This window comes from Psychrobacter sp. 78a-MNA-CIBAN-0178, assembly GCF_040309625.1.
Taxonomy (GTDB): Bacteria; Pseudomonadota; Gammaproteobacteria; order Pseudomonadales; family Moraxellaceae; genus Psychrobacter; species Psychrobacter okhotskensis.
In genome coordinates, this window is record NZ_JBEOOZ010000016.1 from 1 (window position 1) to 17220 (window position 17220).

Sequence of the window (17220 nt, forward strand, 5' to 3'; positions counted from 1 at the left end):
GTTCATGGTTGCAATCTCACTTTGGTCGGTGGATAAAGACTTTGATGCTAGCGCATCTAGGTCTTTTTTTCACCTCACATTTGGTATTGCACTTCATGTGTTAATCTAAGTACCAAATAAAAATGATAAAAACAAAAAAGAATTATAAATAGTTTTATGGGGCATTATCAACAATGGCTGCTTAAGCAAAAGCGATTGATAAAAGACTGTAAGCAACTGATTATATGCGTTATAATGGCCGCTGTTAGATGTAAGTCAGTATTTATTACTATTAGTAAGCATTTTGCTTGAGTGGCAGATTCGATCGACTTAACCATCAGTCACACTGCCATTCCCTCTATATTAATAGATGTAGTAGTATTAGCGCTGGTTTAGTGTAATCACCTTACAAAAACAAGAGGCGCGGCTTGCTTTTATGAGCAAAAAGCCGTAAAATCTTGCCTTTAATTTTTCCCTGTCGTGTTCGTCGTAAAAGCGTTGGTATAATATCATCCACGGCACACGGGTTAAACGGAGTCAGACAATGTACGCAGTAATCAAAACTGGTGGTAAACAGCACCGTGTAGTCGTCGATGAGCTTTTAAAAGTTGAATTACTAAAAGCAGAAAAAGGCGAAACAATCAAATTTGAAGATGTGTTGATGGTTGTTGACGGTGAAACTGTCAAAATCGGTCAGCCTATCGTTGAAGGTGCTAGCGTAGAAGTAGAAGTGGTTGAACATGGTCGCGGCGAAAAAATCCGTATCATCAAGCACAACCGTCGTAAGCATTATCACAAAGAGCAAGGTCACCGCCAATGGTACACCTTGTTAAAAATCAAAGCGATTAATGCCTAATTATCCACTTAGCAATTACTGCTAAATAGCGCACTAAATGCTTAAGAGTTGTCGCATTAGCGATAAGTCACATTAACAAGGAGATTTTCTCATGGCACATAAAAAAGCTGCCGGTTCAAGCCGTAACGGTCGTGATTCAAACCCAAAAATGCTCGGCGTAAAAATCTTTGGCGGTCAAGCCATCGTTGCCGGTAACATCATCGTTCGTCAACGTGGTACAGAATTCCACGCAGGCGAAGGCGTTGGCATGGGTCGTGACCATACTTTATTTGCACTGAATGACGGTGTGGTAAAGTTTGCGACCAAAGGTAAATTCAACCGTCGTTATGTTATGGTTGAAAGCGCATAATTGCCCATCTAGGTTGTTTTATTCTTTTCGAGTAAAACAATCTGATGACTAAAAAATCCTCTATTACCGTTTGGTAGTAGAGGATTTTTTATGTCTGTAAGCCAGAGCAAGTCTAAGCTTGTGAACCAATCGACCCTATAAGGTTTTATATAAATATCTTGATATAGTGTGTAACAGAGGTGGTTACAAGCGCGTATGGCAGGCGTAGTAATGATTGCAAATCATGACTAGGCGCGTAATGAAAAAACTGGCACACTGTGCGCATTGCTTAATAAGGCTGGTTTTATCTAGGCTATTAAACAGTATTGAAAACAAAAATTTTAATAACAACATTTATTTTTTAGCGATTACGCATTTTGAGAGAGGATTAATAATGACTTTACTAAATAAACAAACCACGAGCCTAAAACAAAAAATGAGGAGCGGTGCTTTAGCAGGTGTGTTGATGACCTCACTTGGTGTCGCAGCGCCGATGATGGCACTCACACAATCAGCGACGGCTGCCCCTGCGGATAACTTGACGGCTGCTAAGCGTTTAAATACACTGTTAGCCAATACCAAGAGTATGACGGCTAACTTTAGCCAAACAACCAAAGGCGCTAATAGTGGCACGTTTTCTGGCTCTATGAGTGTGCAGCGTCCAAACAACTTTCGCTGGGAAACAAAGTCACCTTCACAGCAGCTAATCATTGCTAATGGCAGATCGATGTGGGTTTATGACAAAGATTTAGAGCAAGCGACTAAGCAAAACGTCGATAGCCAAGTGGGTAATACCCCAGCACTCTTATTATCAGGTGATCCAAGCAAAATCGATAAAAACTTTAAAATCACCCAGCCGTATGATAATAAAAACTACTATGTGCTTTATCCAAAGTCGGATAGTGCCAGCTTTAAGAGTTTATCAATGAGCTTTAGTGGTGGTAAGCCAGTCATGATGGTGCTAAATGATACCTTAGGTCAAACGACCTCTATCAAGTTTAGTGGCATCAAACTGAACCCGAGCATCAGCAGCAGCCAGTTTAAATTTACCCCGCCAAAGGGCGTTGATATTATTAACCAATAATTAACAATCAGTACTGTTAATCTAACTGTAGTGATTTAGAAAAACTGGTTTAAAAATTTGCTTCAAAAAAAGGACAAGCCTATTAGGTTTGTCCTTTTTTATGGTCTTAAAAATAGTATACAGTTCTCATTGCAAGCTGTTTAAGAGCGTACTTTGAGGCTAAGAGAGCGCTTTAATGGCTGCCATATCTGGCATCGGTGGTAACTCATCTAAATGATTCAATCCAAAGGCATCTAAGAATTGTGGCGTGGTATGTAGCAATGCTGGTCGACCCAAGGTTTCCTTATAACCCTTCTCTTCAATCCAGCCTTTATCGAACAGCTGACGCAATATATTACTCGATAGCGTGACACCGCGCACGTGCTCGATGTCACTGCGGGTCACTGGCTGCTTATAAGCAATCACACTCAGTGTCTCAAGTAAGGCTTGGCTAAGGCGCTCTTGACGCTGCGGGAATACACGCTGAATCAAGCCACTGTAGCTATCCGCAATTTGTAGGCGATAACCACTGGCCGTCTCATGCAAGCTTAGTACACCCGTATCCAAGCGCTGCTGTAATAATGCCAAAGCTTGTTTGAGATCTTTGCTAGACACAGACAAGTGCTTCTTTAAATCATGAGCGGTGAGTGGTGCTTCGGATGCATGCAGCAGCACTTCAATATGTTTGCTCATCTCTGCTAAATGTAGATGCTGCGTATCTGTCATTTTACATATTCTCTATTAAAAACCATTAAGCCAACCACTGTAACGTTAATGACCCTAGGTGGCTGTCTTCAGCAGATTCATTACCAGTAGCAGTATCGTTAGGGTGACTCTCTAAATCAGCGTTTATAACACCAACTAGCTGGCGTTTCATCAGCTCGAGCACGGCAACGAAGCTAACCACCACACCTATCTTGCCTTGAGTTTTATCTAATAGCCCATAAAACGAGCGCGCGCCATTCATACTTAATTGACGGCTAATACTGGCGATACGGTCAGCAAGAGGAACGGCATCGACTTTAATGGTATGCATCTGATAGTCGGGCTGTAACTGCATTTTAAATAAGCTATCAATCAACAGATTTGGCGAGTAATTGGGCAGCTCGGCATTCATAATATCTTGACTGGGCATACTAGCCATCGCCAAAAACACATCGCGTTCAAGACGCACAAGACTGTCCAAACGCTGACTGGCGGCTTTGATTTGGGCGTATTCCTCAAGGCGCTCAATCAGTTCAGCCTTTGGATCGCGCTCATCGGTAGGGGTTTCTGGCTTTGGTAACAAAAGCTCCGTTTTGATTGCAATTAATGTCGACGCCATTAGAAGATAGTCACCGGCCAATTCAAAATGCTCGGTGTCCAACTCACTAATATAAGCCAAATACTGCTCAGTGATGGGCAATATTGGCATTTGGGTCAGATCAACGTTATTTTTTTTGACTAAATATAACAAAAAATCTAAGGGCCCAGCAAATTGCTCGAGCCAAATGGCAAATGCTTGCGGCGGCACATAGAGATCTTCTGGCAGATGCTGCACTGGCGTTTGATAGATACGCAGTGACATATCATGAATTTCTACGCTAGACTCAATTAATCGTTCACTCTGCATGTCGGTAGTCTAGTATCGTAATCAATGATAATTTATTTAAGTTTAGCAAGCGGACGGATACCAATCGCACGGCGCGTTTTATCCAACTGTTTTTGGCTGTGACGACGGGCTTTAGCAGCGCCCATTTGCAAGATTTCCTCCAACTCTTTTGGATTAGCCATCAGTTCTTCATAGCGTGCGCGGAATGGCGCAATTTCATCGTTGATTTTATCAAACAGCGCTTGCTTGGCATCACCCCAACCTATACCTGCAGCGAATTGCGTACGCATATCAGCAATTTCTGCAGGTGTGGCAAAGGCTTTATAAATCTCAAAAATAGCAGAATCGTCAGGATCTTTTGGCTCTTCTGGCAATTGTGAGTTGGTCACAATTTTCATGATCGCTTTATGCATCTGCTTTTCAGCGCTAACTTGTGGATTTAGCTCACCAAATAGCGGAATAGTATTGCCATAGCTCTTACTCATCTTACGTCCATCAAGACCCGTCAATAGCGGCATCTCATCATCGACCACCGCAGAGGGTAGCGTAAATAGCGGCTTATATTTATGATTAAAAGTACCCGCAATATCACGCGCCATTTCAATATGTTGAATTTGATCACGTCCTACTGGTACGTGAGTAGCATTAAACATTAAGATATCCGCAGCCATTAATACCGGATAGCCAAACAGACCCATCGTGATACCTTGGTCGGGATCAACATCTTCTTTATTCATGTTGGCATCTACCGATGCTTTGTAAGCATGAGCACGATTCATTAAACCCTTGGCACATGAACAATTTAAAACCCAAGCCAATTCTGGTATTTCGGGAACATCTGATTGACGATAAAAGGTCACACGCTCAGGGTCAAGACCGCAGGCAATCCAAGTTGCAGCAATCGCTTTAGTAGACTCATGAATAATAGCAGGGTCATGGCATTTAATAATGCCATGATAATCGGCTAAAAAGAAAAAAGCTTCATCATTACTGTTCTGAATAGATTGAATCGCTGGGCGAATGGCGCCTACATAGTTGCCTAAGTGTGGAATGCCTGAAGTGGTAATGCCAGTTAAAATGCGTTTGGCTTGTGTCGAGTTATCAGAGATTTGGCTGTCAGAAGTTTGATTATCAGAAGTGCGGTTATTATTCATGGAAAATCCGTTATTTATTTATAAAGGTTTTATTTATCGAATTATTATAATTGCGTGGTTATTGAAACGCTATTTATGTGGTTATTTATGTATTGATGACAAGATAAAATATTAGCTGCAAAGTATAGCAAATTTTCCCAGCAATTTTCTTAAGAATAGGAGTCTACTTATAAATACCAGTCCGACCATCAGGCCCATTTTTGAAGCGGCGATGGAACCACATCCACTGAGTCGGATCAATACGAATCAACCCTTCTAAGATTTCATTGACACGGCTAGCATCACCAACCTCGTCGTTACTGGGATAATGATCTAATGCTGGGGTAATGGTTAAATGATAATGCGGGCGTTTGCCACTCGGCAGATTATCAGGCGTCTGCCGATAGGTATGCAATGCCATGACCGCAGGTGGCTTGTCTTTGCTACCTAGCTTTGCCATGCGTCTTGAAGCGGTGATAGTCGCTGCTGGCACACCAAAAAATGGTGCCATTACTCCTTGCTTAAGACCATAATCTTGGTCAGGAGAGTACCAGATAACATGTCCGGCTTTGATAGAGTTGACCAAACTGCGCATGTCTCGACTAGAAATCTGTGTACCGAATATATTGGTGCGGCCATTATAAATAAACCAATCAAGTAATGGATTATTCTGCGTGCGATACATACAGTCTACAGGGAAAAATTGTGCACAAAGTAAGCCGCCCAAATCGAGCATGGTATAGTGAGCGCCTAGTAGAATGACTGGACGACCTTCGTTTTGGGCATTAACGAGATGCTGTAATCCAGAGATAGAAACGGTGCGGGTAAAGACATTTGGTCGGAACCATGCACATAAGGTTTCGAACACACCAATACCTTGGTTGACAAAGACTTGCTTAGCCATCAGCTCACGTTCGACTTCTGGCTTCTCTGGAAAGGCCAGCCTTAAGTTAATCAGCGTATCACGTCGCCGCGATCCTGCTACTTTATAGGTTAAAATACCTACTTTACGCCCAAGCCAAAACTGCCAACGTAGTGGCAGATAAATCATCGGTAGAAAAATAACCAGTAGTAGCCAAATCGCCCAATATTTAGGCAATAAAAACTGCCATTGAAAAGGCTTTTTATCTGCTTGTGCCGTACGTTTATGGGTTTGAGTAATCGTTGGCGTGCCGATAGGAATAGCGGGTGACTTCGCTGCTTTCCCATGCTGCGCGGCAGTTGGCGCTGGCATATCGGTCTTTGATGACTTGCTTGGATCGTATTGTTCGGGCGCTTTCATAATATCCTTCTGCGCTATAAATAACGGCGTATCATAAATAGATAGGTAATATGATGGGGTAGCGTTAGGCGCTTTGCAAGCAACATTTTCGCAAAGTGCGGCAATAAGAGCGGTGTGCAACGCAACCGCTTACGCCATACATCGCTTGTCAATAAAGAGATGAGTGGGCATAAAAAAACCCCATAAGCTGTGACCAGCTTATGGGGTTTTGCAAATCTATTCTTTTGCTTAATACGGTTAAATCGACTCTGAGAAAAAGACGATAACCACAAAAAGCAAAGAAGTAGTTTTGATTAACGTTTCGAGAATTGTGGACGTTTACGTGCTTTACGTAGGCCCAATTTCTTACGTTCAACTTGACGTGAATCACGAGTCACAAAACCAGCTGCTTTTAGAGCAGGTTTGTTGGCTTCGTCAAGCTCGATCAATGCACGCGTGATGCCGTGGCGAATAGCGCCCGCTTGACCACTGATACCGCCGCCTTTAACCGTAATGAAAAGATCATAAGCAGTAGGTGAGTCAAGTAATTCTAGAGGCTGACGAACAACCATGCGTGAGGTTTCGCGGCTGAAATATTCATCAAGTGGCTTGCCGTTAACAACAATGCTACCAGTACCTTTAGCTAAAAAGACACGAGCAGTAGAAGTTTTGCGGCGACCAGTTCCGTAATTGCGTTCCATAAGTGTATCCTTAGATGTCTAGTGCTTTAGGTTGCTGTGCTTCATGTGGATGTTCAGTACCCGCATATAGTTTCAGCTTCTTGATCATCGCATAGCCAAGAGGACCTTTTGGAAGCATACCCTTAACCGCTTTGTGTAGAACATCTTCAGGCTTATGTGCAAGCAGTTTACTGAAGTTGGTTTCTTTGATACCACCTGGATAGCCACTGTGACGATAGTATTTTTTATCTTGCGCTTTTTTACCCGTTACCGTGATTTTGTCAGCATTGATGACAACAATAAAGTCACCAGTGTCAACGTGCGGCGTAAAAGACGGCTTATGCTTGCCACGTAAGCGAGTAGCGATTTGAGTGGCTAAGCGACCAAGGGTTTTGCCGTCAGCATCTACGACATACCAGTCATGGGTCACTTCAGCTGGTTTTGCACTAAGTGTTTTCATGATAAAACCTTAAAATTAGAATTCGTTGAGAGTTTAGCTGGGAACGGGGCTCTCAAAAAACAGACTGCACATTATAAGCAGTAGCGCCTACGCTTGCAAGCTGCATTGGGGTTTATTTTCGCCTTATATACATTAAACTGCAGCGTTGGCCAGTTTTTTAGCGGTTCTAAACATTTGTAACGTTTGTTAATCGTTTTTATTAACCAAACAATTATGACGATGATAGCTGATAAAGTCCAGCGACAACTTGTCCCACTTTGGTTTGTTTGAGGCAATCAAAGCTGATTGGCGCTTGTATCATTGATGTTTCATTGAATATATTCGCTAGCTGATTCAATTGTGCTGCTAAGTCTTTATCGGCCTCTAAATAAATAAGGGTCGTGGGGCTAATGAGCGACTGGCTGATAAGCGTCGTTAAAATCGGCTGCCACAAATCTTCAGCATAGGGCGGATCGATAAAGACAATATCAAAAGGGCGCGAGACAAGGTGACTTTGCATCAATACTTGCTCTGCGGTGCCATTGATAATCTGATAGGTATCAGCGTCGAGGCGCAACTGCTCAGCGCTTTGCTGCAGCATGTCGCTTTGTGCTCGATTCATCTCGATAAAGGTGCAGTGTGCCGCACCACGAGACAGTGCCTCAAAGCCTAAGACGCCACTACCGGCACAGCTGTCGAGCACGTATGCACCATGAATATCAGCAAGTAACCAATTAAATAGGGTCTCCCGCAGGCGATCAGGGGTCGGACGTAAACCTTCGGCATCGATGAAGCTGACGCTGCGCCGTTTAAACTGTCCACCGATAATACGTACCTGACCGGCAGCCGACGATTTTGCTTGATGAGACGTTTTACGCTTAGTGCTATGCGATGTTGCTAATTTTTTCATGGTCACCGTTCTTATTCTTTATGGGTCTTTATTCGCTCGCTGTCGTGGGTGCTGCTTGCGCGGCTGCCTGCTCTGCTAACGCTGCTTCTTTGTCGCGCAGGGCATCACGCATGACTTTTTCAAAGGCTTTTTGACGTTTGATGACTTTTAGTTGGTCAGCTGTTGGTGGCAAGATAGGATCATTTTTGCGTTGTAATACCCAATAGTCAAATAGCGCGCGACCAATAGGTGCTGCCACGGCACTACCGCCGCCACCGTTTTCGACCAACACGGCAAGGGCGATTTGTGGGTCTTCTACTGGCGCAAAACCGTTGAACCACGCATGATCCCAGTGGCGCTTGTCTATCGCAGACTTATCATAACGTTTGCCTTGAGCGATGGATTTTACCTGTGCCGTACCAGTCTTACCCGCGATACGATAGCGCGGCGTATAGATACCACGTCCCGTGCCACCTTTCACCACACTTTCCATCGCATCATGCATGCGTAGCCAATCAGAGGGTTTGCCGTTATAGTCGATTTTGCCATCGGGTTTGGTGATGACCTTGACCTCTGCTGCCCCATCGCTGCTTTTCAGCAGATGCGGGGTAATGTGATAGCCCTTGTTGGCAGTCATCGCTGTCGCATTGGCGATCTGTAGCGGCGTGGCTAAGAAATACCCTTGACCGATGCTGACTGAGATCGTCTCACCCGGTAGCCAGCCTTTATCGTACGTGTCTTTTTTCCATTTTGGCGATGGCATAATGCCTGACTTTTCATTGGGCAGGTCAATGCCAGTCTCCTCGCCAAAGCCAAAACGTACCATCCAATCATGCAGACGCTGAATGCCCATCTCATAGGCCAGCTTATAATAGTAGGTATCAACCGACATCACGATAGACTTTTTGAGATCGACTGTGCCGTGACCACCACGTTTCCAATCGCGAAAACGGTGGGTATCTCCGGGCAGACTGAAATAACCAGGATCATAAATAGTGGTGTCCCAATCACGCAGACCGTAATGAATCCCGCCCAAACCTTCAAAAGGCTTGATAGTAGAGCCGGGCGGGTAAGTGCCCTGTAATGCCCGATTATATAGTGGCTGATCCAGATCGTCCCGTAGTGAGCCATAGTCTCTAAACGAGATGCCAGAGATAAAAGGGTTGGGGTCATAGCTTGGATTACTGACAAAGGCCAGTACGTCACCGTTTTGCGGGTCTATCGCCACAATAGCGCCGCGACGACCATCGAGCTGCTGCTGAGCGACGGTTTGTAAACCGTAATCTAAGCTCAGGGTAATATCATTACCTGCAATCGGCGGTTTGGTGTCTAGTTGGCGAATAATATTGCCGTGAGCGTCTGTCTCTACCGATTGGTAGCCCGGTTGTCCAAGTAAAATATCTTCATAAAAATCTTCAATACCGATTTTGCCAATGAGATCCGTGCCCGCATAGCGATCTTTGTCAATGCGCTTGCTTTCTTTGTCGTTGATACGGCCGACGTAACCAATGACGTGGGCGAACAGCTCGTCGTAAGGGTATGAGCGTGTCAACTTGCTCTGGATAGTAACACCGCGAAAGAAAGGCTTGCGCTCGCTGAACTGCGCCAATTGTGCTTCGGTTAAATCGATTTTAATGGTCACTGGATCGTTTTTACTTTTGCTCAGACGTGCCAAAATATCCGTGATGTCTTTATCGGTAAGCTCAAAGATGGGCGCGAGCAAATTTAAGGTACGTTCTGGGTTTTCGACCTCATCAGGGCTGAGCATCGCCGTAAATACAGGCTGATTGTCCGCCAGTATCACCCCATTACGATCATAAATATAACCACGGCTTGGCGGTGCAGATATCAGCTTAATGCGATTGTTGTCTGCCTGTGTCGTATATTTATCATGAGCATAGACTTGCAAATAACCATAGCGTAGTAGCAAACCACTCAGACCCAAAAATATTAGTAGCCCAAAGATAATGATCCGGTGCGCAAAAATACGGTTGACCTGTTCGGTGTCGGAAGCTAGCGGTTTATTCATATAAAATCAGTACTCAGGCGGTCGGCGAAACATCAGAAGCGGGATAAAACGGTGGGATAGTCAGTCTAAGCGCGATGAATATAAAGGATAAGATTAATGATTTCAATCAGATACAGTGCTATGCGCAATCATTAACTTGCAATGACTGGTGTGTTGAATTTCGCTGCAAATTAATCACAAATTATAACAGAACAAATGCGAGGGCGCAGTACTCTGCGATTTATTTTATCGTTGGCATCATGAGTGATTGAGATAAATGGGTTTGAGATATTTACGATTATGAGGATGATTCTTTTACGATTACTTTCACAATACCAGTGAGGCAACAGAACTTGTCATCTCTAGTCACAACTTGGCTAGGGTCGACGTGTGCTAATGAATAGCAAGTATGCTAAAATCAGGCGATTTATTTTATATCGTCAATTCTATATAGCATTGACGCGCTGTCAGAGTCGCGCAGGCTATTATAGAGTATTACTTGCATTGATAGGACTTGCACTTATCTGTCTTATATTCAAAAATATTAAATCAATTAAAAATATTTTAAACCAATTAAAGGTACCTTGAACGAATTAACAGGGTCTTGAACCGGTTGGTTATTAGTAGTTATTTTGGGGGAACGTCTTTTGAGCGTTCTTAATTTGCTAAGCATATTTTATTAGCAACGACAATCATCATGTCAGGGACAACCAAAGTCATGGACGCAACTTCATTGTGGCAAACGATAGCTGAGCACCCAGAGTTTTTTGCCATGCTAACCATCCCACCCGTGACGGCATTCGTCACTTGGATACACGTGTGGATGGCGCTCAAAATGCTGTTTTATCCTGTTAAGTTTTGGGGTATTCGTATTCCGAACTTTCCGTTTTTTGGCCTACCGGGTATCGGCTGGCAAGGTATCGTGCCGCGAAAAGCGGGCAAGATATCTGGGGTAATTGTAGATCAAACGCTCTCTAAGCTCGGTTCGCTTGATGAGTTTTTTAAGGCGATGGAGCCGGATCAAATGGCAGTTTTTATCACTGATACCGTGGATAAAAACCTTGAGCCACTGATTGATGAGATTATGCTCGACCATTCGCCAGCCCTCTGGGGCAACTTGCCCTATGCCTTAAAGCGTCGCGTCTACGCCCAAGCACACAAAGAGTTGCCCAGTATCATGCAGTCGCTGGTGACGGATTTGACTTATCATGTCGAAGACTTGGTCGATATGCGTAAAATGATTGTTAATACCATGGAAAACGATCGGCGCTTAATGGTCGATATGTTTTTGAAGGTAGGCCAAAAAGAGATTAACTTTATTTGGCATATCAGTGCGCTGATTGGATTGGTTTTCGGTATTGTGCAAATGTTCATTTTTTTGGTGGTGCCGCAGCATTGGACCGTACCTTTCTTTGCCGCTATTTGGGGGTTTCTCACCAACTGGATCGCCATTTGGATGGTGTTTAATCCAATAGAGCCGCACTTTATACCGTATGTGAAGTTTTTTGCGCTACAAAGTCGCTTCCCGTTCATTAGGCCGCAGCTGCCGCATATTGGCCAGTATCGTTTTCAGGGCGGCTTTATGAAGCGTCAAGAAGAAGTCTCTGAGGTTTTCGCTGAGATTGTGGTAAAAGATTTGGTGACGCTTGAGAACATCATGAATGAGATGATGTATGGTGACCGTGCTGCACAAACGCGTGAGCTCATGAAGTCGCACTTATATAAGGTGTTAGAATCGCCGGTCATTAGTACGACGTTAAGAGTAGGGCTGGGTCGCCGTGAGTATGGGCAGTTAAAAAATACTATTATTGATAAATCCATCGTCGCGACCATGGTGCCACTACGTGATCCTGAGTTGAATGAAAGCCGTGCCAGTAAGATATTTGGGCTGTTCCGAGATCGTATTCGCGCATTATCGCCAAATGAGTTTCAGAACTTATTACGTCCGGCGTTTCGGGAAGATGAGATGACGCTTATCGTCTTGGGTGGACTGACTGGGTTTTTGGCAGGTTGGTTGCATCTGGTGTTGGTGTTTTTCCCAGCGATGCAGTAGGGCAGTAGGGCAGTAAGTAACTTTTTTTACAGACTTAATAAAAGCACAACCAGTGTAAGACAGCTTCTTTGTATTAATAAATCGTATTAGTACATCACGATAATAGTAGCGGGTTTTATGGGCTTCTATAGCGATTAAAACCTCTGTTTGTAACCGTAAACTATGACCGCATTAAGGACTATATAGCGTTCGCCAGTGGCTAATAAATGCCATCGGCGACTCTTAGATAGTATCCAAGGTAAACAAGGTTAGACCATATGTTAATCACAGAATTGGGTTATTTTGCCTTGCTGGCCGCCTTTATATTGGCGATTTTGCAAGTGGTGTTGCCAACTATTGGCATCATGCGTGATCACGTTGCTTGGCAGCGTTTGGCACCAAGTTTGGCATGGGCACAGTTTGCTGCCATGATTACCTCATTTGGCGCTTTGATGGCCGGCTTTTATTACAATGACTTTAGCTTGGTCTACGTCACCCAGCATTCTAATACCTTGTTGCCTTGGTACTATAAGCTATCAGCAACGTGGGGCGGGCATGAAGGTTCGTTATTGTTATGGATGACCATCATGGCCACTTGGTGTGCCTTGGTGTCATATTTTAGCCGTGGTCTGCCGCTGTCGATGCGTGCGCGGGTATTGGTGATATTGGCTGGCGTACAGATGATGATGCTGGCGATGTTAATCTTTACCTCGTCGCCGTTTGATCGTACTTTGCCAAACCTGCCTGTCGATGGCGCGGATCTGAACCCTGTTCTACAAGATTTCGGTCTGATTATTCATCCGCCGATGCTATATATGGGCTATGTGGGCATGGTCGTGCCGTTTGCGTTTTGTATGGCAGCATTATGGGAAGGGCGCTTGGATGCCGTTTGGACGCGTTGGTCGCGTCCATGGGCACTCGCTGCTTGGGGTTTCTTAACCATTGGTATCGCGCTGGGTTCTTGGTGGGCCTATTACGAGCTTGGCTGGGGCGGTTGGTGGTTTTGGGATCCAGTAGAGAACGCGTCACTGATGCCATGGCTTGCCGGTTTGGCATTACTACATTCGTTGGCAGTGACTGAAAAGCGTGGTGTCTTTAAGGCATGGACGATTATGCTGGCGATTTTTGCCTTTGCGCTGAGCTTACTTGGCACGTTCCTAGTACGCTCTGGCGTTATCACTTCGGTGCATTCGTTCGCCGCTGATCCAACTCGTGGCTTAGTCATCTTAGCTATCTTAGGGGTTATTATTGGTGGCGGCCTGTTGATGTTCGCAGTGCGCGGTTGGCGTTTGACGGTCGAGAGTCAGTACCAGCTTATCTCGCGTGAGTCATTCTTAGTCATCAATAACGTCATTATTCTGATTGCTACCTTAGTGGTCTTGCTGGGTACGCTATATCCTATCATTGCTGATTCCTTTAATTTGGGTCAAGTATCGGTAGGCCCTCCTTACTTTAATGCGCTATTTGTCCCCTTAACGTGGTTGTTATTGATTGCGATGGGTATGGGCTCTAATATCCGCTGGAAAAAAGACAAGCGCCCATTACTTGGCGTTGGTATGGTCATAGCTGTTAGCAGCTTAGTATTGGCAGCGATTATTGCTTACTTTGTCCACCCGTCTTCTATGCTCAATATTGGTGTCACTTTGGCCGTTAGTTTTTGGGTATTGTTCTGGATGGTCGTCGACTTTAAAGACAAAACCAAAAATGCACCGAGCTTTTTTAAAGGCTTGGGTCAATTGCGTTTGAGCTACTGGGGTCAGCAAACGGCACATATTGGTGTGTTGATAGCGGTTATCGGCATCGCCTTCACTAGTAGCCTAAGCATCGAGCGTGATGTGGCATTGGGCGAAAATGATAGCGTGCATGTGCAAGGTTATGACTTTACTGTAAAGGATTTTCATGAAGTCAGAGGCAGTAACTTCGATGGTATGCAAGCGGAAGTGGAGGTGACCAAAGACGGTCGCGCAGTGACTACCTTGTATCCTGAAAAGCGTACTTACGTGGTGAGTATGATGCCGATGACTGAGGCGGCAATTGATGCCAGTCTCATGCGTGATGTCTATGTCGCACTTGGCGAACCAATTGCTGAAGACAGCAACCAATGGGCGGTACGTATCTATGTGAAGCCGTTGATTCGTTGGATATGGCTTGGTGCTATTATCATGGCTCTAGGTGGATTGCTAAGTATGCTAGACAAGCGTTATCGCATCAAAAAGCCTAAGACTGTCAGCCAAAATGCGATGGATTCAGCAGGCTTTGTGACTGTAGCAGATGTGGAAGCACCGGCAGTAAAGATGGGGGACAATTAGTATGAGTACGTCAAACAACACCTCTAACCAAAATGCTAATAAGACCATCAATAAAAAGCAGCTAAAGATATGGTTTCTGATTCCGCTCATCGTTTTTGCAGGCTTTGTGGTTATGCTCTATATGCGTTTGGGCCAGCCGACTGAAATCGTCACCAATACTGCTCTTGAGCGTCCGGTGCCTGCATTTGAGCTGCCGTTATTGTCAGATACCAGTCGTATTATGACCAACGACAATCTGCCTGATCGGCCGTTTTTGATGAATATTTGGGGCTCTTGGTGTCCCACTTGTATTATCGAGCATCCTTTTTTAATGCAGTTAGAAGAGCGCGGCGTCAATTTGGTTGGCGTCAATTACAAAGATGACATCGGGGATGCGCTAGGATATCTTAACCGCGGCGGCGATCCCTTCTCGATGTCTATTCAGGATTTGTCGGGTCAGTTTGCGTTAGATTTAGGTTTGACGGGAGCACCTGAGACTTTCGTGGTCGATGGTGAAGGGGTTATTCGTCAGCATATTATCGGTGAGATTAATGAGAGTAATTGGCAAAGTCGTATCACGCCTTGTCTCATGGTACTCAACGAAGCCAATAAACGCAATGTCAGTCCCGACCCCAATCAGGTCAAGGAGGCGTGCAAATGATAACGATGCCTATAATGACTATGAAGACAATGACTATGCCGACAAAGCACATGAAAACTCTGACCACAGCATTGGCTAGCTTCATATTTGCGTGTTTGCTAAGTATAAGCCTTGGTATAACTATAAACATGGGCATAAGTATGAGCGCTTATGCCGCCATCGATGTTTACGACTTTGACTCTATACAACAAGAAGCTCAGTATCGAGGTCTCATTGAAGAGTTTCGTTGTCCAAAATGCCAAAATCAAAACCTTGCAGGTTCTGATGCGCCTATTGCCCAAGATTTAAAGCAAAAAACCTACAATATGGTCAAAGATGGTCGGAGTGATACCGAGATTCGCAGTTATATGCAGGAGCGTTATGGCGACTTCATCAGTTATAAACCGCCTGTCCGTCCCTCAACGTGGATACTATGGTTTTTTCCACCATTATTACTCGTGCTTTTAATAGTTGGTTGGTTTTGGCGAAGCAAGCGCCATCAGCGTGTTGCTAGTGGTCAAAGCGGCGTGACGGTAAATAATGGCGCTGCTGCATTGACGGTAGCAGAACAAGCTGAACTTGATCGCCTGTTATCACGTGCTGATAGCAAAGATAGCGTCAACAGAACAGATCATGACATCACCAGCATCGAGGACAAAAAATGAACCTATTTTCTACTGTTGGCTTATTTATTGCCCTAAGCTTACTTATCGCTTTAGTTCTTGGTTTTATCACCATAATGCCGTGGTTAAGAGCCTCACGCGCAACAGATAAGCCCGTGGACAATCAGCTACTCGATATTAATATCGCTGTCTTTCGCGCTCGTCTAGCAGAGCTAAAAACTGATAAGGATGCTGGCACGATTGATGATAGTCATTATCAATCCCAAAAGCTTGAGCTTGAACGTCAGCTTTTAGATGCGCAGCGCGTAGTGACGCCGATGATTGCGCCCGGTATCAAAAGCCGGTTAATCATTGTAGTCTGGGTGCCAGTGTTGGCAGCGATGGCGTATCTGATGGTCGGTGATCGCACGCCTGTATTTGAGCTGTGGGCGGCCGAGGATAAAGTCGGTCAAGTTGCTGATGATTTATTGGCAGGTAGGATTGACCAGCCGCCAGCTTGGGCCATCGAAGATGGTCAACAGTTGATTAGCGCTATGCAGACCAACGTCTATCGCCATGCTGATGATTATAATCGCTGGATGCGCTTGTCCGAGCTGTTCTTATCACTAGAAGCGACAGATTCTGCACTAGAGGCTTTGTCGCGTGCCTATCGCTTAGCGCCCGATAATGAAGAGATTGCGACGACCTATGCGCAGATTAGCTTTTTTGCTAATAAAGGGCAATTAGATGCTAATAGCCGCCGCGTTCTAGAAGGAGTGCTGGCCAAAAATCCACAGCATGAAGGCGCGCAAATGCTCATGGCAATGGGTGAGGCACGCAGTAGTAACTTTGATCAAGCACAAGGCTGGATTACGCGTCTGCGCGCTAGCATTTCAGCAAAGCCAGGGGATCATACGCAAGCGCTGGCCAGCTTGGATGAGCTGAGTGCCAATGTGAGCGCTCAGCAACAACAAGCGTCTGAAGGTATTGACGTTACAATAACCATCAATACTAGCTTGTTACCGTTGGTCAAAGCCGATGATGTCTTGTTTGTAGCGATACGCGATGTCAAAGGTGGTCCGCCGTTTGCTGCTAAGCGTTTGCCAATTAGCGTGATTAAGCAAGGTGAGGTTAATATCAGTCTAAGCGATCTCGATGCCATGATGCCGACACGGACACTAAAATCTGCCCGTGCGGACAAGGTACAGCTGGCCGTCATTGCCCGTATTAGTCACAGCGGTAATGCAGTCGCCGAGTCCGGCGATTTATCAGGTAATCCTGTGGTGATTAGCGCTGAGCAAAATCAGGTCAATGTCGACATTAATCAACAGGTTCCTTAATCTTTATTTCTATGTTTTTTACTTTTGATACCAGCGCTGTTGCCCATCCGAGCAGCGCGCAATAGCATTATTTGAACAGCTAAGTCATGGC

The 17220-nt window shown here is 44.9% G+C and carries 16 protein-coding genes; 8 read left to right on the forward strand and 8 right to left on the reverse strand.

The window, feature by feature from the left end; translation table 11 throughout:
• The first annotated feature begins 523 nt into the window (after positions 1-523).
• The 3 genes from rplU (at position 524) to lolA (ending at position 2247) form a co-directional block, all read left to right on the forward strand.
• Positions 524-835: a 50S ribosomal protein L21 gene (rplU, locus tag AAEY80_RS09690; RefSeq protein ID WP_025652795.1), complete on the forward strand. Its 312-nt coding sequence runs from the start codon at positions 524-526 to the stop codon at positions 833-835.
• Between the two features lie 91 nt (positions 836-926).
• Complete coding sequence (rpmA, locus tag AAEY80_RS09695; protein WP_010199200.1) at positions 927-1184, forward strand: 50S ribosomal protein L27; 258 nt, start codon at positions 927-929, stop codon at positions 1182-1184.
• A gap of 373 nt (positions 1185-1557) precedes the next feature.
• Entirely contained in the window at positions 1558-2247 is a 690-nt protein-coding gene (gene lolA / locus AAEY80_RS09700) for an outer membrane lipoprotein periplasmic chaperone LolA (RefSeq protein ID WP_025652796.1), read from the forward strand.
• Between the two features lie 159 nt (positions 2248-2406).
• Here lolA and scpB read toward each other — a convergent pair whose 3' ends face one another.
• The 8 genes from scpB to mrdA form a co-directional block, all read right to left on the reverse strand.
• Positions 2407-2952, reverse strand: coding sequence for an SMC-Scp complex subunit ScpB (scpB, locus tag AAEY80_RS09705; RefSeq protein WP_025652797.1), 546 nt, complete (start codon positions 2950-2952; stop codon positions 2407-2409).
• Positions 2953-2977: 25 nt separating this feature from the next.
• A complete protein-coding gene (locus AAEY80_RS09710) occupies positions 2978-3838 on the reverse strand; it encodes a segregation and condensation protein A (protein ID WP_025652798.1) in 861 nt (286 codons plus the stop codon).
• A gap of 32 nt (positions 3839-3870) precedes the next feature.
• Positions 3871-4971 carry a tryptophan--tRNA ligase gene (trpS, locus tag AAEY80_RS09715; RefSeq protein WP_025652799.1) on the reverse strand — a complete coding sequence of 367 codons (1101 nt, stop codon included), beginning with the start codon at positions 4969-4971 and terminating at the stop codon, positions 3871-3873.
• 163 nt (positions 4972-5134) lie between these two features.
• On the reverse strand, positions 5135-6232 hold the full coding sequence (locus AAEY80_RS09720) for an LpxL/LpxP family acyltransferase (RefSeq protein WP_037026150.1): 1098 nt from the start codon (positions 6230-6232) through the stop codon (positions 5135-5137).
• Positions 6233-6525: 293 nt separating this feature from the next.
• Positions 6526-6912: a 30S ribosomal protein S9 gene (gene rpsI / locus AAEY80_RS09725; protein ID WP_025652801.1), complete on the reverse strand. Its 387-nt coding sequence runs from the start codon at positions 6910-6912 to the stop codon at positions 6526-6528.
• Between the two features lie 10 nt (positions 6913-6922).
• A complete protein-coding gene (gene rplM, locus AAEY80_RS09730) occupies positions 6923-7351 on the reverse strand; it encodes a 50S ribosomal protein L13 (RefSeq protein ID WP_010199223.1) in 429 nt (142 codons plus the stop codon).
• A 211-nt stretch (positions 7352-7562) separates the two neighbouring features.
• Complete coding sequence (gene rsmD, locus AAEY80_RS09735; RefSeq protein WP_025652802.1) at positions 7563-8240, reverse strand: 16S rRNA (guanine(966)-N(2))-methyltransferase RsmD; 678 nt, start codon at positions 8238-8240, stop codon at positions 7563-7565.
• A 28-nt stretch (positions 8241-8268) separates the two neighbouring features.
• Entirely contained in the window at positions 8269-10248 is a 1980-nt protein-coding gene (gene mrdA / locus AAEY80_RS09740) for a penicillin-binding protein 2 (RefSeq protein ID WP_025652803.1), read from the reverse strand.
• Positions 10249-10945: 697 nt separating this feature from the next.
• On the opposite strand from mrdA, the gene AAEY80_RS09745 reads away from it, so the two are divergent.
• The 5 genes from AAEY80_RS09745 to ccmI all read left to right on the forward strand — a co-directional run bounded on the left by AAEY80_RS09745 (position 10946) and on the right by ccmI (position 17129).
• The gene (locus AAEY80_RS09745) at positions 10946-12280 is read left to right on the forward strand and encodes a DUF445 domain-containing protein (protein ID WP_025652804.1); all 1335 of its coding nucleotides are present in this window, start codon (positions 10946-10948) and stop codon (positions 12278-12280) included.
• Positions 12281-12537: 257 nt separating this feature from the next.
• Positions 12538-14568 (forward strand): heme lyase CcmF/NrfE family subunit, encoded by a 2031-nt coding sequence (locus AAEY80_RS09750; RefSeq protein WP_025652805.1) that lies wholly within the window; start codon positions 12538-12540, stop codon positions 14566-14568.
• 1 nt (position 14569) lies between these two features.
• The gene (locus AAEY80_RS09755) at positions 14570-15208 is read left to right on the forward strand and encodes a DsbE family thiol:disulfide interchange protein (protein ID WP_025652806.1); all 639 of its coding nucleotides are present in this window, start codon (positions 14570-14572) and stop codon (positions 15206-15208) included.
• 140 nt (positions 15209-15348) lie between these two features.
• Entirely contained in the window at positions 15349-15852 is a 504-nt protein-coding gene (locus AAEY80_RS09760) for a cytochrome c-type biogenesis protein (RefSeq protein WP_374190022.1), read from the forward strand.
• A complete protein-coding gene (ccmI, locus tag AAEY80_RS09765; protein WP_025652808.1) occupies positions 15849-17129 on the forward strand; it encodes a c-type cytochrome biogenesis protein CcmI in 1281 nt (426 codons plus the stop codon). Before AAEY80_RS09760 ends, ccmI begins: the two co-directional genes overlap by 4 nt.
• The last annotated feature ends 91 nt before the right edge of the window (positions 17130-17220 follow it).

Coding starts and splice junctions, on each gene's coding strand:
- rplU (WP_025652795.1), top strand. CDS start 524: ATGTACGCAGTAATCAAAACTGGTGGTAAACAGCACCGTGTAGTCGTC.
- rpmA (WP_010199200.1), top strand. CDS start 927: ATGGCACATAAAAAAGCTGCCGGTTCAAGCCGTAACGGTCGTGATTCA.
- lolA (WP_025652796.1), top strand. CDS start 1,558: ATGACTTTACTAAATAAACAAACCACGAGCCTAAAACAAAAAATGAGG.
- scpB (WP_025652797.1), bottom strand. CDS start 2,952: ATGACAGATACGCAGCATCTACATTTAGCAGAGATGAGCAAACATATT.
- AAEY80_RS09710 (WP_025652798.1), bottom strand. CDS start 3,838: ATGCAGAGTGAACGATTAATTGAGTCTAGCGTAGAAATTCATGATATG.
- trpS (WP_025652799.1), bottom strand. CDS start 4,971: ATGAATAATAACCGCACTTCTGATAATCAAACTTCTGACAGCCAAATC.
- AAEY80_RS09720 (WP_037026150.1), bottom strand. CDS start 6,232: ATGAAAGCGCCCGAACAATACGATCCAAGCAAGTCATCAAAGACCGAT.
- rpsI (WP_025652801.1), bottom strand. CDS start 6,912: ATGGAACGCAATTACGGAACTGGTCGCCGCAAAACTTCTACTGCTCGT.
- rplM (WP_010199223.1), bottom strand. CDS start 7,351: ATGAAAACACTTAGTGCAAAACCAGCTGAAGTGACCCATGACTGGTAT.
- rsmD (WP_025652802.1), bottom strand. CDS start 8,240: ATGAAAAAATTAGCAACATCGCATAGCACTAAGCGTAAAACGTCTCAT.
- mrdA (WP_025652803.1), bottom strand. CDS start 10,248: ATGAATAAACCGCTAGCTTCCGACACCGAACAGGTCAACCGTATTTTT.
- AAEY80_RS09745 (WP_025652804.1), top strand. CDS start 10,946: ATGGACGCAACTTCATTGTGGCAAACGATAGCTGAGCACCCAGAGTTT.
- AAEY80_RS09750 (WP_025652805.1), top strand. CDS start 12,538: ATGTTAATCACAGAATTGGGTTATTTTGCCTTGCTGGCCGCCTTTATA.
- AAEY80_RS09755 (WP_025652806.1), top strand. CDS start 14,570: ATGAGTACGTCAAACAACACCTCTAACCAAAATGCTAATAAGACCATC.
- AAEY80_RS09760 (WP_374190022.1), top strand. CDS start 15,349: ATGAGCGCTTATGCCGCCATCGATGTTTACGACTTTGACTCTATACAA.
- ccmI (WP_025652808.1), top strand. CDS start 15,849: ATGAACCTATTTTCTACTGTTGGCTTATTTATTGCCCTAAGCTTACTT.